The 12,927-nt window shown below is 65.7% G+C and carries 15 protein-coding genes; 9 read left to right on the top strand and 6 right to left on the bottom strand.

Annotation, left to right across the window (positions count from 1 at the left end; genetic code table 11):
* Positions 1-19 precede the first annotated feature (19 nt).
* Positions 20-1,114 (bottom strand): VanZ family protein, encoded by a 1,095-nt coding sequence (locus tag ACSQ27_RS12340; RefSeq protein ID WP_436155797.1) that lies wholly within the window; start codon positions 1,112-1,114, stop codon positions 20-22.
* A gap of 144 nt (positions 1,115-1,258) precedes the next feature.
* A complete protein-coding gene (locus ACSQ27_RS12335) occupies positions 1,259-1,687 on the bottom strand; it encodes a CopD family protein (RefSeq protein WP_436155796.1) in 429 nt (142 codons plus the stop codon).
* 519 nt (positions 1,688-2,206) lie between these two features.
* Here ACSQ27_RS12335 and hemB point away from each other — a divergent pair.
* The 5 genes from hemB to ACSQ27_RS12310 are packed head-to-tail and all read left to right on the top strand — an operon-like array spanning position 2,207 to position 6,376.
* Positions 2,207-3,223: a porphobilinogen synthase gene (gene hemB, locus ACSQ27_RS12330; RefSeq protein WP_436155795.1), complete on the top strand. Its 1,017-nt coding sequence runs from the start codon at positions 2,207-2,209 to the stop codon at positions 3,221-3,223.
* Between the two features lie 3 nt (positions 3,224-3,226).
* Positions 3,227-4,345 (top strand): magnesium transporter CorA family protein, encoded by a 1,119-nt coding sequence (locus ACSQ27_RS12325; RefSeq protein ID WP_436155794.1) that lies wholly within the window; start codon positions 3,227-3,229, stop codon positions 4,343-4,345.
* 42 nt (positions 4,346-4,387) lie between these two features.
* Positions 4,388-5,005 (top strand): DUF2799 domain-containing protein, encoded by a 618-nt coding sequence (locus ACSQ27_RS12320; protein ID WP_436155793.1) that lies wholly within the window; start codon positions 4,388-4,390, stop codon positions 5,003-5,005.
* A gap of 14 nt (positions 5,006-5,019) precedes the next feature.
* A complete protein-coding gene (locus tag ACSQ27_RS12315) occupies positions 5,020-5,778 on the top strand; it encodes a DUF72 domain-containing protein (protein ID WP_436155792.1) in 759 nt (252 codons plus the stop codon).
* A 34-nt stretch (positions 5,779-5,812) separates the two neighbouring features.
* Entirely contained in the window at positions 5,813-6,376 is a 564-nt protein-coding gene (locus ACSQ27_RS12310) for a DUF1003 domain-containing protein (protein WP_436155791.1), read from the top strand.
* Between the two features lie 4 nt (positions 6,377-6,380).
* Here the strand turns inward: ACSQ27_RS12310 and ACSQ27_RS12305 are convergent, their stop codons facing one another.
* The 4 genes from ACSQ27_RS12305 to ACSQ27_RS12290 all read right to left on the bottom strand — a co-directional run bounded on the left by ACSQ27_RS12305 (position 6,381) and on the right by ACSQ27_RS12290 (position 9,294).
* The gene (locus ACSQ27_RS12305; protein WP_436155790.1) at positions 6,381-7,043 is read right to left on the bottom strand and encodes a glutathione S-transferase family protein; all 663 of its coding nucleotides are present in this window, start codon (positions 7,041-7,043) and stop codon (positions 6,381-6,383) included.
* A gap of 5 nt (positions 7,044-7,048) precedes the next feature.
* Positions 7,049-7,930, bottom strand: a complete 882-nt coding sequence (locus ACSQ27_RS12300) for an amidohydrolase family protein (protein WP_436155789.1) — start codon at positions 7,928-7,930, stop codon at positions 7,049-7,051.
* A gap of 2 nt (positions 7,931-7,932) precedes the next feature.
* Positions 7,933-8,622: a dienelactone hydrolase family protein gene (locus tag ACSQ27_RS12295; protein WP_436155788.1), complete on the bottom strand. Its 690-nt coding sequence runs from the start codon at positions 8,620-8,622 to the stop codon at positions 7,933-7,935.
* A 63-nt stretch (positions 8,623-8,685) separates the two neighbouring features.
* Positions 8,686-9,294: a 2-hydroxychromene-2-carboxylate isomerase gene (locus ACSQ27_RS12290; protein ID WP_436155787.1), complete on the bottom strand. Its 609-nt coding sequence runs from the start codon at positions 9,292-9,294 to the stop codon at positions 8,686-8,688.
* A gap of 139 nt (positions 9,295-9,433) precedes the next feature.
* Between ACSQ27_RS12290 and ACSQ27_RS12285 the strand changes: the two genes are divergently transcribed.
* The 4 genes from ACSQ27_RS12285 to creC are packed head-to-tail and all read left to right on the top strand — an operon-like array spanning position 9,434 to position 12,921.
* Positions 9,434-10,180 (top strand): SDR family oxidoreductase, encoded by a 747-nt coding sequence (locus tag ACSQ27_RS12285; RefSeq protein ID WP_436155786.1) that lies wholly within the window; start codon positions 9,434-9,436, stop codon positions 10,178-10,180.
* On the top strand, positions 10,181-10,813 hold the full coding sequence (locus ACSQ27_RS12280) for a MarC family protein (RefSeq protein ID WP_436155785.1): 633 nt from the start codon (positions 10,181-10,183) through the stop codon (positions 10,811-10,813).
* A gap of 13 nt (positions 10,814-10,826) precedes the next feature.
* The gene (gene creB, locus ACSQ27_RS12275; RefSeq protein ID WP_436155784.1) at positions 10,827-11,525 is read left to right on the top strand and encodes a two-component system response regulator CreB; all 699 of its coding nucleotides are present in this window, start codon (positions 10,827-10,829) and stop codon (positions 11,523-11,525) included.
* Between the two features lies 1 nt (position 11,526).
* Positions 11,527-12,921 (top strand): two-component system sensor histidine kinase CreC, encoded by a 1,395-nt coding sequence (gene creC, locus ACSQ27_RS12270; RefSeq protein WP_436155783.1) that lies wholly within the window; start codon positions 11,527-11,529, stop codon positions 12,919-12,921.
* Positions 12,922-12,927: the final 6 nt, after the last annotated feature.

Genomic DNA, 12,927 nt, shown 5'->3' with positions numbered 1-12,927 from the left:
TGCCCCACGCACTGGCGGGTCAAGGCCGCGGTTCGCGGCCCGACAGCCGCACCAGCACGTACAGCAAGGCGGCATACGGCCAGAGCCAGCCCAGCCACTGCACCACCCCGTGAAAGCGAATGAAGCGGCCCTGCTCCCAGGTCTGCAGCGTCTGCGCGAAGTAAGGATCGGCTGGCGCCTGGTTGAGCAACCCCAGGTGAATCGCCAGCGCCAGCAGGGCGAGCGCCGCCGCGGCGCGGCGCGGCACGGCCAGCAGCAAGAGGGCCAGCACAGCCGCCAGGCCTATGCCCGCCTGCACCGGCATGTCCAGCCAGGCCCAGGCGTGGTCGGGCCCGTAACTCAGGGCTGCGGACAATGCAGAAGCGGCAATGCCCACCGCGATCGCCGCCGTCGAAAACGCCGCCCGTTGCCACACCGTGCGAATAACGCAATAGCCGAGCAGGCAGGGAATCAACGCGCCCAGCGCCACACAGATCAGCTCCGCGATGGGCACCAGGGGCTGCAGTTCCACGTCGCGCACCGGCATCCATTGCAGGAATGGCGTGTCGGTCAGCACGTCGGCCAGGGCCGCCTCCAGCCGCTCGAACACCTGCCCCAACCCCATGGGCACGGACGCCGGAAACAGCAGGGCCAGCGGCCAGAGCAGCAGCAGCACCAGCGCGCCTCGCGCGTCCTGGGCAAACCAGCGCGCCCGGAAGCGGCCCCAGCGGTCCACCACACCGGTTTTTTCCAGGGCCCAGGCAAAACACGCGCCCAGCCAAGCGCCCAGTGTGTTGAGCAGCAGGTCGACATTGGAGGGAATGCGCGATGGCAGGTAGCTTTGCAGCGTCTCCATCGCCAGCGACAGCAGGCCGCAGGCCAGCACCGCCACCGTCACGGCCCAGGACACACGCCGGCTGCGCAAGGCTGACAGCGCCAGTAAAAACCCCAGAGGCGCGTACCCCAGCAGGTTGGCGCCCACGTCAAAACCCGTCCAATACTGCGGCAGTGGCGCCGTCAGGAAGCGAAAGGGAGAAATGCCCTGGTCGCGCCAGTCGGAGAAAGGGTACAGGCTGGCGTAAACAATCAGGCAGATGGCGGCCAGCGCGAGCGGCCAGGCAGCTGTTTTGTGCACACCCCCGCCGTTCTCACTTCGCTTCGCTGCGTGTAGTGCCTCCCCCCCTTGCAGGGGACGACGCGAGGCGCCCGGCGAAGCCGGTTCGCCCGCGTCTGCTGGTTTGGGAGGGGCCTTCTTCACTGTTTTGCCCGCTTGGCGGTCCTAGAAAGGCTTGACCACGACCAGGATGACTGCCGCTAATAACAACAGCACCGGCACTTCATTGAACCAGCGAAACCACTTGTGGCTGCGCGTGTTGCGGTTGGCGACGAACTTTGCCAGCAGGCGGCCGCAGGCGTGGTGATAACCGATCACCAGCACCACCACGGCCAGCTTGGCGTGCATCCAGCCGTTGCCCGGTCCGCGGCCTATGCCGTAACCCAGGTACAGCCACAGGCCGAAAACCAGCGCCGGCACGGCCAGGATGGTCGTGAAACGCATCAGCTTGCGCGCCATCAGGATCAAGCGCTCACGCTCAGCCACACTTTCCGGCGGCACCATCGCCAGGTTCACAAAAATGCGCGGCAGGTAAAACAGCCCGGCAAACCAGCTGGCGATAAAAACGATGTGGAGTGATTTGACCCAGAGCATCCGGGTAGTTTAGTGCGCAGCTTTAAAAACCCGTTACCCAGATAGAGGCGCTGCGGCCGCGCATTCAGAAATTCGCTGGCCGGGATGAAGCGCAAGGCGCCCGGAGCGCAGGACACCGGAATGCACTCCAGTGCATGAGGATTCCGAGCACCGCGCAACGCAGCGATTCGCCCGGCCAGCGGATTTATGAATGCGCGGGGGCAAAAAAATGCCCGGGGCGTAACGCCACCGGGCTGGTAAGCCTTTTTGCTGTCACACGCAAAGGCCCCGCTCAGGGAGGAAAAGCGGGATGTAGCTGCCAAATTGGTAACCACACGTATTAATTCTAACCACCGTCGTCGGCCCTTGGCAATGATTTAATAAGTAAACTAAGAAACTTTCATGTAAAGCCCGATGAGCGCCGCCAGCAGGGCAGGCAGCGAGCCAGTTACTTCGCGCCCGTTCTGGAGCCCCTTCATCGTTTGAACGGGACCGCGTTTAAACCGTGAACAGCTTCCCAAAGCTTGGCACAATTTGCGCATGACCTTCCACGCCTCCAACTTCGCCCCCTTTCCGGCGGGCCGCCCGCGTCGCCTGCGCCGCGATGCCTTTACCCGCAATCTGGTACGCGAGTACACACTTACCGCCAACGACCTGATTTATCCGGTGTTTGTGGTGGACGGCAAGCAGCAGCGCCAGCCGGTAGCCTCCATGCCCGGCGTCGAACGCTTAAGCCTGGACTTGTTGCTGCCGGTGGCCGAAGAGTGCGTGAAGCTGGGCATCCCGGTGATGGCGCTGTTCCCGGTGGTGGATGCCTCGCTCAAGACCTACGACGGCAAGGAAGCCACCAACCCGGACGGCCTGATTCCGCGCGTGGTGCGCGAACTCAAGAAGAACTTCCCCGGCCTGGGCGTGATGACCGACGTCGCGCTGGACCCTTTCACCACACACGGCCAGGACGGCCTGCCGGACGAAAACGGTTACATCCTGAATGAAGAGACGGTGGAGATGCTGGTCAGGCAGGCGATGTGCCAGGCCGAGGCCGGCGTCGACATGGTCGCGCCCAGCGACATGATGGACGGCCGCATAGGCGCCATCCGCCAGGCGCTGGAAGCGAAAAAGCTGATCCACACCCGCATCATGGCCTACAGCGCCAAATACGCGAGTGCCTTCTACGGCCCCTTCCGCGATGCAGTCGGCTCGGCCGGCAACCTCGGCAAGGCCGACAAAAAGGTCTACCAGATGGACCCGGGCAACAGCGACGAAGCCTTGCGCGAAGTGGCCATGGACATCGCCGAAGGCGCCGACATGGTGATGGTCAAGCCCGGCATGCCCTACCTGGACATCGTGCGCCGCGTGAAGGACGAGTTCAAGGTGCCCACCTTCGCCTACCAGGTCAGCGGCGAGTACGCCATGATGAAAGCCGCCGCGCAAAACGGCTGGCTGGACCACGACGCCGTCATGATGGAAAGCCTGTTGGCCTTCAAGCGCGCCGGCGCCGACGGCGTGCTGACCTATTTCGCCATCGACGCCGCCCGCAAGCTGCGGCAAGCCTGAGCGGTGCGCGTTTTCACCATCACCGCCGCCGGTAGCCCAGGGGTCACCGAGACCGACACCCTGCCGACCCAACTGCCCGGCCAGGGCTTTGTCTGGATCGCCTGCGCCCGCCGCGAGTTCGAGGTGCTCCAGGCCCAGATCCAGGCCAGCCTGCAACTGCTTTGCGGCACCCAGCTGGTGGACCTGCACATCTCCGACCTGCTGAACAACCAGCTGCCTTCGCACTACGACTACACCTCGCAGTACGACGTCCTGGTATTCCGCCGCCTGGCCACCGGCCAGACCGAGACCGACCCCGGCCGGCCCGGCGAGCCGCTGCAGGAACGCATGAAACGCGGCGGCCCGCCGGTGCTCAAGCGCATAGACACCAGTCCGGTAGGTTTCGCCGTGTTCGACAAGTTGCTGCTGACCGTGCATCCCACCGACTGCGTGGTGCGCGATGCCTACGCGTCACGGCTGCTGAACGCCACCACCGCCGAGTCACGCTCCAGCGGCGTCAAGCTGCCCGCCAGCCCCGCCGACATGATGCTGCGCATCGTCAACCAGATCGTCGACGGCTACCTGGAGCTCCGGCGCGAACTCACGCGCCAGCTCGACCACTGGCAATCCGAACTGCTCCGGCCCGGCACGCGCTTTACCAACTGGAGCTCGGTGCTCGACGCGCGGCTGGCCATGCACCAACTGGACGAAATCTGCGAGGACCAGCGCTCGGCCGTGCAGGACTGGATCGACTCCGTGGAAACCTGGCCCGAAGGCGGCACGCCCGCCGCGTTGCGCGAACGCGAACTGCTCAAGGTGCGCTCGCGCGACGTGCTGGAGCACATCGAACGCGTGGTCCACCACGTGCGCCGCATGGAGCAAAGCGCCGAGACCGCCGTGCAGATGCATTTTTCGGCGCAAAGCAATCGCACCAACGACATCATGCGCACGCTCACGGCGCTGACCGCCATCTTCCTGCCGCTGAACCTGATCACCGGCTTCTTCGGCATGAATTTCGAGTTCATGCCTTTTCTTCACACCAGCAACGGCTTTTGGTGGACCGCCGGTTTCATGATCCTGATCGTCGTCGTGGTCGGGACAGTGTTCTGGCGCAAACAATACCTGGCCAGAACCCGACGCTAGGCGCGCCGCACATTCCTGGTCTATTCGAAGGAGACACAGCCCATGTCCTCAGACCTGCCTCGCTTGTTCTTCACCGGCCGCCCCGTTCTGCGTCCACCCCTGATGCTGCTGATGGTCCTGCTGGCGGTGTCGGCCCTGCTGGCCGGCTGCGAGAGCCTGAGCCCCGCCGAGTGCGCCACCGCCGACTGGCGCCAGCTGGGTGTGCAGGACGGCAGCCGCGGCCGTACCGACCGCGCCGCCGACTACTACGAATCCTGCGCCAAGGCCGGCGTGCCCGTGAATGTAGCCGTCTACCGCGCGGGCCGCACCCAGGGCCTGCAAAGCTATTGCCAGCCGGCCAACGCCCTCAACGAAGGCCTGGCCGGCAACAGCTATGAAGGTGTGTGCCCCGCGCCCATGGACCAGAACTTCCGCAACATCCACGGCATTGCCTGGCGCGACCAGGACGCCCGCAAGACACTGGCACGGCTGCAGCGCGAGCAGGACCAGATGCAGGCGGAACTGCGCGATGCCAAAACCACCGAAGACCGCAAGCGCACGCTGCGCGAGCAGCTCTCACGCTCGGACCGCCGCATCGAAGAAGCCCGCTACGCGGTGCGCGACGCCGGCTACCAGCTCGACCGCCTGCGCAGCGACATGCGCCAACGCGGCCAGTACTGACGCAAGAGGCCACCATGCAGCCCGCCACCCTGTCCAGCGACACCGCGGGCGTGCGGGTGGGCTGCGCGGGCTGGAGCCTGCCGCGCGAGAGCTGGCCGGAGTTTCCCGAAGGCGGCAGCCACCTGCAGCGCTATGCCGCCCGCTTTAACGCGGTGGAAATCAACTCCTCCTTTTACCGCCCGCACCAGCCGGCCACCTATACGCGCTGGGCCGGCAGCGTTCCCGCGGATTTCCGCTTTTCCGTCAAGCTGCCCAAAACCCTCACCCACGAGAAACGCCTGCGCGGCGGCGAAGACCTGCTGGATACCTTTCTCGAGCAGGTCAATTGCCTTGGCGAAAAGCTCGGCTGCCTGCTGGTGCAACTGCCGCCCAGCCTGGCTTTCGACGCGGCCTCGGCCGGCGGTTTTCTGGCCGGGCTGCGACGTCGCCATGCCGGCGGCGTCGCGCTGGAGCCGCGCCATGCGAGCTGGTTCACGGCGCCTGTCGACGGCCTGCTGAAAGAACTGAAGATCGGCCGCGTGCTGGCCGACCCGGTGCTGTTCGACGCGGGCCGCGCGCCCGGCGGCGACCCGGCCCTGGTCTATGTGCGCCTGCACGGCTCACCGCGCATGTATTACTCGGCCTATGCGCCGGAGGTGCTGGATGCGCTGCTTGTCCGGCTCAAAAGCGCGGCGGCGTCTGACGCCTCGGTCTGGTGCGTCTTCGACAATACAGCCAGCGGCGCCGCGGTGCCTGACGCGCTGTACCTAGCGCGGGGCCTGGCCCGGCGCTGATCCCGTCGCTCCGCGCTTGCGGAAAGGATGAGCCATGAAAAACCGCCTCAGCGGGAAAGCCCCGCCCAAGGTCTGCGCGGACGACATCACGCGCGAGAACGTTCAGTCCATGCGGCGCGTGGAAGAAATGGCACTGGCCAACCGCAGCCGCGCCGACCGCATGGCCGCCTTCATCGCCGGCTTCTGCGGTTCCATGCCTTTTGTCTGGCTGCATGTGGCCGCATTCGCATGCTGGATTGCCTTCAACACATGGCCGGGTCTGGCGCACTGGGACCCCTACCCCTTCACCTTCCTCACGCTGGTGGTGTCGCTCGAAGCGATTTTCCTGTCGTCCTTCATCCTGATCAGCCAGAACTACGAGCTGCGCATCAGCGACAGGCGCAACCAGCTCGACCTGCAGATCAACCTGCTGACCGAGCAGGAAAACACCAAGATGATCCAGATGCTGGAGCGCATCGCCAAAAAAGTGGGCGCCGACATCTCCGACCCGGACGTGCGCATCTTCGAGGAAGACACCGACCCGGAAAAGCTGGTGGCCCAGATCGAGCAGGCGCAGCGCGAGAACCCAACGGCCGCAGAGGCCGCAAAAAAAAGTTAGCGCCTCAGACCCAAGGCTGAGCCAGCCCTTCGGCCTCGAAGGCCTTGATCACCGCGGGGCGAGCCAGCGCACGCTTCAAATAAGCGCCCAGGTGCGCGCGGTCACGCGCCGGTTTGGACGCGAAGTTGCGCGTCCAGCGGCACAGCGTCAGCGTGTAGATGTCCACCGCCGAATAGTTCGCACCCAGCAGCCAGGGTTGCGCATGCGTTTTTTCCAGCCGTGCGAGCTCCGCGTCCAGCTGGTCCAGCATCAGGCCGACCTTGGCCTCGGCATGCGACTTCAGTTCGGCCACGCCCGCGCTGTTGCCGGCGTCCATCCATCGGTCGGTGTAGAAATAAATGATCAAGGTGGACTGCACGGTATTGGTCAGCCAGACCAGCCACTTGTAGAAATGCGCGCGCTCGGCGGTGCCCAGCGCCGGGGCAAGGCCGGCCTCGGGATGCCTGTCGCACAGGTGCATGCAGATCGCCGCGGTTTCATAGAGCACCAGATCGCCATCCACCAGCGTTGGGATCAGCCCATTGGGGTTGAGCTTGCGGTAAGCCTCCGAGCGGTGGGCACCCGTGCTGGTATCGACCAGGATTTTTTCAAAGGGAACCCCCAGCTCCTGGAGCAGGATGTGGGGGGCCATAGCCGCTGAACTTGGAGAGAAGTGAAGTTGGTACATGGCCCCTATTGTGTCGCCACTCCATAGATACCGGCAGCATTGCCCCAGGCGATTTTTCGCGCCACGTCGGGCGGCAAATCGCCCAGCCAGGCTCGGTAACCCTTCATGAGTTCGTCGTAATACAGCCAGCGCTGGTTGACCCAGGTGTCCGAACCGACCATGAAGCGGCCCGGGTACTTGAGCAGCAACGCACGCCATTCGGGACACAGCTTGCCGGCGTCGCAGGTCAGGCCCGGCCGGTAAGACAGCTCGCCCATGAGCTGCGGAAATTTCGCCAGCAGCGCATCGACCCGCGCCACGGGCGCACCGCCTATGCCCGTGTGCGCCCACACCAGCCGCGCATCGGGCGCATGGGCCATCAGCAGGTCGATCGCGGTGTCGTCCACATGGGCCAGCACCGCCAGTTTGTTCTTCGCGGCAAACTGCATCAGCTTGCGCGCCACCGGGCCGTTGGCATTGGCGCTGTCGTAGAGGTGGAATTCGCCTATGCCTTTGTACGGCCCGGCCTGGTCGCCGGCCACGCCGCGCGCGAACTCGGCCTGCACCATCTCGTAGATGGACTCGTCGCGAAACCAGTTGTCGTAGTCGGCGCGGTTGCGGTACAGGCGGATAAATGGGACCACGGTGACGCCGGCCTTGCGCGTCTCGGGCATGGCGGCCAGAGACTTGGTGCCGTCGTTGGGCCGCGAATTGGCGACGATGGCTTTCACGCCGTTGCGCTGCATGCGCGCCAGCACGTCAGCCGGCGAATGGGGGCCGCTGTTACCGTTCCACGCCTCCTCGTTGTAATGCAGGTGCGTGTCAAACAGCGGCCCGGCATAGTCGGCCGCGAAGCCCGGCGCGGCGCAGGCCGCCGCCAGCGTGAACACGGCCCAGGCGGCGCGCATGTTTACGCTAGCTTGGTGGTGAAGAAGGCCAGCGAGCGCTCGCGTGCCAGCTTGGCGGCCGCTTCGTTATAGGAGCCGCGCTGGTCGCAGTTAAAGCCGTGGTTGGCCGGGTAGACATGCACCTCGACCTCGGGGTGCGCCTTGGTGAAAGCCTCAATACCTTCCATGGGAATCCAGTGGTCCTGGTCGCCGAAGTGGGCCATGACCGGGCACTTGGGCTGTCGCTCGATTTCCTCCTCGGCGGTGATGCCGCCGCCGTAATAGGGGATGGCCGCCGAGAGCCCGTCCAGCAGGCAGGCCGCGCGCCAGGTCAGCAGGCCGCCCCAGCAAAACCCGATGATGCCGACCTTGCCGCCGCTGGCCTTGGCCGCATGGTTTATCGCCGCCTGCAGGTCCTGCAGCACGCCGGCGCCGGGCAAGGCGCTGACGGCGGTTTTGAGTTCGAAACCGGCTTTCATGTCTTCTTCGCTGTAGCCCATGTCGACGCCGGGCTTGACGCGCTCAAAGGTGGCGGGCGCCACCGCCAGGTAGCCCTGCTCCGCGAAACGGTCGGTGACGGCGCGGATGTGCGAATTGACGCCGAAGATTTCCTGCACCACCACAACACCGCCGCGCGGCTTGCCTTCGGGTTTGGCGACATAGGCCGGCACGGAAAAACCGTCGGCCGCGGTGAGTTGGATGAATTGGCCCATGGTGTGATGCTCCTTCAGGAATGGATATGCGATAGATGGATGAATGAATCGGCCGGCGAGCCGCTACGCGCCCGCCATCAGTTTGCGTTCGACGAAATCAAGGCGGTCCTGGCCCCAGAACAGTTCGCCGTCCACGACATAGCTGGGCGCGCCGAACACGCCGGCGTCAATCGCCTGCTGGGTGTTGGCCTCATAGCGCTCCTGCACTGCCTGGCTGAAGGACTGTTCCAGCCGCTCGGCGGGCATGCCGCATTCGGCCAGCAGCTCGGCCAGCACCTTTTCGTCGGCGATGTGGCGTTCACGCACCCACACGGCGCTGAAGATCGCGCCGCCGATTTTCATCGCGGCCTCGCTGCCGTCGTGCATGTCCACCGCGATGATGAGGCGCGACGCGTCGTCGCCGGAGACCGGGAAGTACTTGGGCTTGAGGTTCAGCGGCGCATGCAGGTGGTCCGAATAGCGCTGCAGCTCCAGCAACCGGTAGGCCTGGCGCTGCGGCGCGCGCTGGCCCAGCGGCAGCCCGCCGGAGATCGGGAACACCTTGCCGCCCAGGTCTATGGGCAAAACCCGTACGGTGGCGCCCGCCGCGCGGGCGATCTGCGCAAAGCGTTCGTGTCCCAGGTAGGTCCAGGGGCTTTGCGGGGTGAAATAGTAGTCAATGGTGGTGCTCAAGTTTGTCTCCGTCAGGGTCTCTGGAAGGGGCTCCGCGCCGCCGGGCGGCCGGGCATTGCGCATGGTACGGCTTAGGGTACATTGATCCGCCAAGTCCCTGTTTTTACCCGGGATTGCCATTTTTTGCTGGAGGTGCGGTTTGTCAAAAGTTCTTCTGATCACGGGCGGCTCGCGCGGCATAGGCGCGGCGTCGGCCCTGCTGGCGGCGCGCCAGGGCTGGGCGGTGGCCGTCAACTACGCCAGCAACTCGCTGGCGGCCGACGAAGTGGTGCGGCAGATCCGCCAGTCCGGCGGCCAGGCTATCACGGTCCAGGCCGACGTCGCCGATGAGGCGCAGGTGCTGGCCATGTTCGAGAAAGTGGATGCCAAGCTGGGCCGGCTGGACGGCCTGATCAACAATGCCGGCGTGGTGGACCGCACCACCCGCGTCGACGCCATGACCCTGGCGCGGCTGCGGCGCATGTTCGAGATCAATGTGTTCGGCTCCTTCCTCTGCGCGCGCGAAGCCGTCAAGCGCATGAGCACCCTTCACGGCGGCGCGGGCGGCGCCATTGTCAATGTGTCCAGCGTGGCGGCCAGGCTGGGCGGGCCGGGCCAGTATGTGGACTACGCGGCCGCCAAGGGTGCCATCGATACCTTCACCGTCGGGCTGGCCAAGGAAGTCGCCACCGAAGGCATACGCGTGAACGCCGTGCGCCCCGGCATCATAGACACCGATATCCACGCTTCGGGCGGCCTGCCCGACCGCGCCCGCGACCTGGCGCCCCAGGTGCCCATGCAGCGCCCGGGCACCGCCGAAGAGGTAGCAGAGTCCATTGTCTGGTTGCTCGGCGACAATGCAAGCTATACAACAGGCGCGTTCCTCGACGTCGCGGGAGGTAGATAAATGGATTTCAAACCGCTCGTCACGCTGCTGGCCATCGTCAACCCGCTGGCCATCGTGCCCTTTTTCATCCACTACACGCAGGATTTTTCCGACGAGCAGCGCCGCCGCACCGTACTGGTGGCCTCTTTCACGGCCTTTGTCGTGATTGCGATCAGCGCGCTGCTGGGCTTGCAGATCCTGGACTTCTTCAGCATCTCGCTGGCGAGCTTCCAGGTGGGCGGCGGCATGCTGCTGCTGATCAGCTCCATGAACATGCTGAATGCCCAGCCGGCCGAAGCCAAGCCCCAGACCAACGAAATGGAAGACGGCGCGGCCAAGGCGGCGCGCGGCGCCAGCATCGCCGTGGTGCCGCTGACGATCCCGCTGCTGACCGGGCCGGCCACCATGTCCACGGTCGTGATCTATGCCGAAAAAGCCAAGACCGCCCTGCAGCTGTCCATGCTGGTCGGTTACGGCATCGTGATCGCCCTGGCCACCGCCATCTGCTTTTCACTGGCCGAGCCGATTGCCCGCGTTCTGGGCAAAACCGGCATCAACGTGATGACGCGTTTGATGGGCCTGATCCTGGCCGCACTGTCCGTCGAGGTGATGGCCGACGGCCTCGGGAAGTTATTCCCCATTCTGCGTTCCTGAACGGCTCGCACAGATGGCTGGCGCGCGCATCCTGCTGGTGGAAGACGACCCGGCGATTGCCCGCTCCATCATTTACACGCTGGAACGCGACGGCCTCAGCGTGACCCACAGCCTGCTGCTCGGCGACGCCCGCGCCCAGATCAGCCGGCAGCCGCCCGACGCCGTGATCCTCGACGTGGGCCTGCCCGACGGCAGCGGCCTGGACCTGTGCCGCGAACTGCGCGCCGCCGGCAGCCTGCCGGTGCTGATGCTCAGCGCCCAGGGCGAGGAGATCGACCGCGTGCTGGGGCTGGAGCTGGGCGCCGACGACTACGTGAGCAAGCCCTTCAGCCCGCGCGAATTGCTGGCACGCGTGCGCAGCCTGTTGCGGCGCGCGCGCATGCCGCCCCCCGCGCCGGCGCTTGCGGGCAATCCTTTCGAGATCGACACCGCGGGCCAGCGGGTGAGCCTGCACGGCCGACCGCTCAACCTGACGCGCCGCGAATTCGGCTTGCTGGCCGACCTGCTGCGGCATCGCGGCCGCATCCGCTCGCGCGATGACTTGCTGGGCGCGGTCTGGGGCGCCGACTCCGACAGCACGGACCGCACGGTGGACACCCACATCAAGACCTTGCGCGCCAAGCTGCAGGAAATTGCGCCAGGGCATGACTGCATTACGACACACCGCGGCATGGGCTATTCCCTCGACATAGACCGCGTCAAGGGCGACTGAGATGCGCCTGGGCATACGCCTGCTGTTCGGTTTTTTCCTGGTCACCGGGCTGGCGGCGGTTTTCACGCTGCGCGTCTTTGTGGCCGAAGTCAAACCCAGCGTGCGCGAGGTCATGGAAGACATGATGGTGGACACCGCCAACATCCTGGCCGAGCTGGCCGGCGATGACCTGGCGGCCGGCACCATCGCCGAAGGCCGCTTTGCCGGCCATGTGCGCAACTACGCCAGGCGGCCGATCGACGCGCAGATCTGGGGCCTGGCCAAGCAGTCGCTGGATTTTCGCGTCTACATCACCGACGCCGGCGGCAAGGTGGTGTTCGACTCCGAGAACGTGGCGACCGGCCAGGACTATTCGCGCTGGCGCGACGTGGCCCTGACCCTGCGCGGCGAATACGGCGCGCGCGCCACCCGCGAGGTGCAGCAGGACGACCGTACGTCAGTGATGTACGTGGCCGCGCCGGTGCAGCGGGACGGAAAAATCATCGGTGTGCTGACCGTCGCCAAGCCGATGTCCACCATCCAGGCCTTCATCGACCGGGCCGAACGGAAAATCCTGCTAAGCGGCGCGCTGCTGCTGGTGCTGTCGCTGGCCATCGGTGTGGCGGTGACACTGTGGGTGGTGTGGAGCATTCGCAAGCTGCGCCGCTATGCCAACGCCGTCGGCCAGGGCGGCAAACCCGCGGTTCCGCAGATACCGGGCGAGCTTGGCGAGCTGGCCATGGCAGTCGATGCCATGCGCCTGAAGCTCGAGGGCCACGAGTACATAGAAGACTACGTGCGCGCGCTGACGCACGAGCTCAAGAGCCCGATCGCCGCGATCCGCGGCGCGGGCGAGCTGCTGCAGGACGAGCTTCCCGAAGACGCGCGCCGCGAGTTTTCGGGGCAGGTACTGGCCCAGTCCGCCCGCATGCAGGCGCTGGTGGACCGCATGCTCGAGCTGACGAAGCTGGAGCAGCGCCATGCACAGGTAGAGCGCGAGCGCCTTTTGTGGACCGGCGTCCTCACGCCCTTTGAGGCGGCGGCCGGCGGCCGGGCCCAGCATGTCGTCAAAATCGTAATCAGCCCGGAACATGCCGGCGTGCATGCGGAGCCCGGCCTGCTGGGCCTGGCGCTGAGCAACCTGCTCGAAAATGCGCGCTCGTTCGCGCCCCAGGGCTCGACCATCACGCTGGAGGCCGGGCCCGACCGCATCGCCGTGCAGGACAGCGGCCCCGGCGTGGCCGACTACGCCCTGCCCCGGCTGGGCGAACGCTTCTTCTCGACGGTACGCCCCGACGGCCACACCAAAGGTTCGGGCCTGGGGCTGGCCATCGTGCGGCAGATCATGCTGCTGCATGGCGGCCGCATGGTGGTGCGCAACACCCGGCCCGGCCTGCGGGTCGAACTGTACTTCTAGCCTGGC

Origin of the sequence: Polaromonas sp. LjRoot131, from assembly GCF_964252805.1 — a bacterium.
Lineage (GTDB): Bacteria > Pseudomonadota > Gammaproteobacteria > Burkholderiales > Burkholderiaceae_C > Polaromonas.
Note: the sequence above shows the minus strand (reverse complement) of the source record. Positions and strands in the feature narration are given on the sequence as shown.

Bases quoted from the DNA above. Each gene is read 5' to 3' on its own strand.
- ACSQ27_RS12305 (WP_436155790.1), bottom strand. From the start codon at position 7,043: ATGTACCAACTTCACTTCTCTCCAAGTTCAGCGGCTATGGCCCCCCAC.
- ACSQ27_RS12295 (WP_436155788.1), bottom strand. From the start codon at position 8,622: ATGGGCCAATTCATCCAACTCACCGCGGCCGACGGTTTTTCCGTGCCG.
- ACSQ27_RS12310 (WP_436155791.1), top strand. From the start codon at position 5,813: ATGAAAAACCGCCTCAGCGGGAAAGCCCCGCCCAAGGTCTGCGCGGAC.
- creC (WP_436155783.1), top strand. From the start codon at position 11,527: ATGCGCCTGGGCATACGCCTGCTGTTCGGTTTTTTCCTGGTCACCGGG.
- ACSQ27_RS12300 (WP_436155789.1), bottom strand. From the start codon at position 7,930: ATGCGCGCCGCCTGGGCCGTGTTCACGCTGGCGGCGGCCTGCGCCGCG.
- ACSQ27_RS12280 (WP_436155785.1), top strand. From the start codon at position 10,181: ATGGATTTCAAACCGCTCGTCACGCTGCTGGCCATCGTCAACCCGCTG.
- ACSQ27_RS12335 (WP_436155796.1), bottom strand. From the start codon at position 1,687: ATGCTCTGGGTCAAATCACTCCACATCGTTTTTATCGCCAGCTGGTTT.
- creB (WP_436155784.1), top strand. From the start codon at position 10,827: ATGGCTGGCGCGCGCATCCTGCTGGTGGAAGACGACCCGGCGATTGCC.
- ACSQ27_RS12320 (WP_436155793.1), top strand. From the start codon at position 4,388: ATGTCCTCAGACCTGCCTCGCTTGTTCTTCACCGGCCGCCCCGTTCTG.
- hemB (WP_436155795.1), top strand. From the start codon at position 2,207: ATGACCTTCCACGCCTCCAACTTCGCCCCCTTTCCGGCGGGCCGCCCG.
- ACSQ27_RS12315 (WP_436155792.1), top strand. From the start codon at position 5,020: ATGCAGCCCGCCACCCTGTCCAGCGACACCGCGGGCGTGCGGGTGGGC.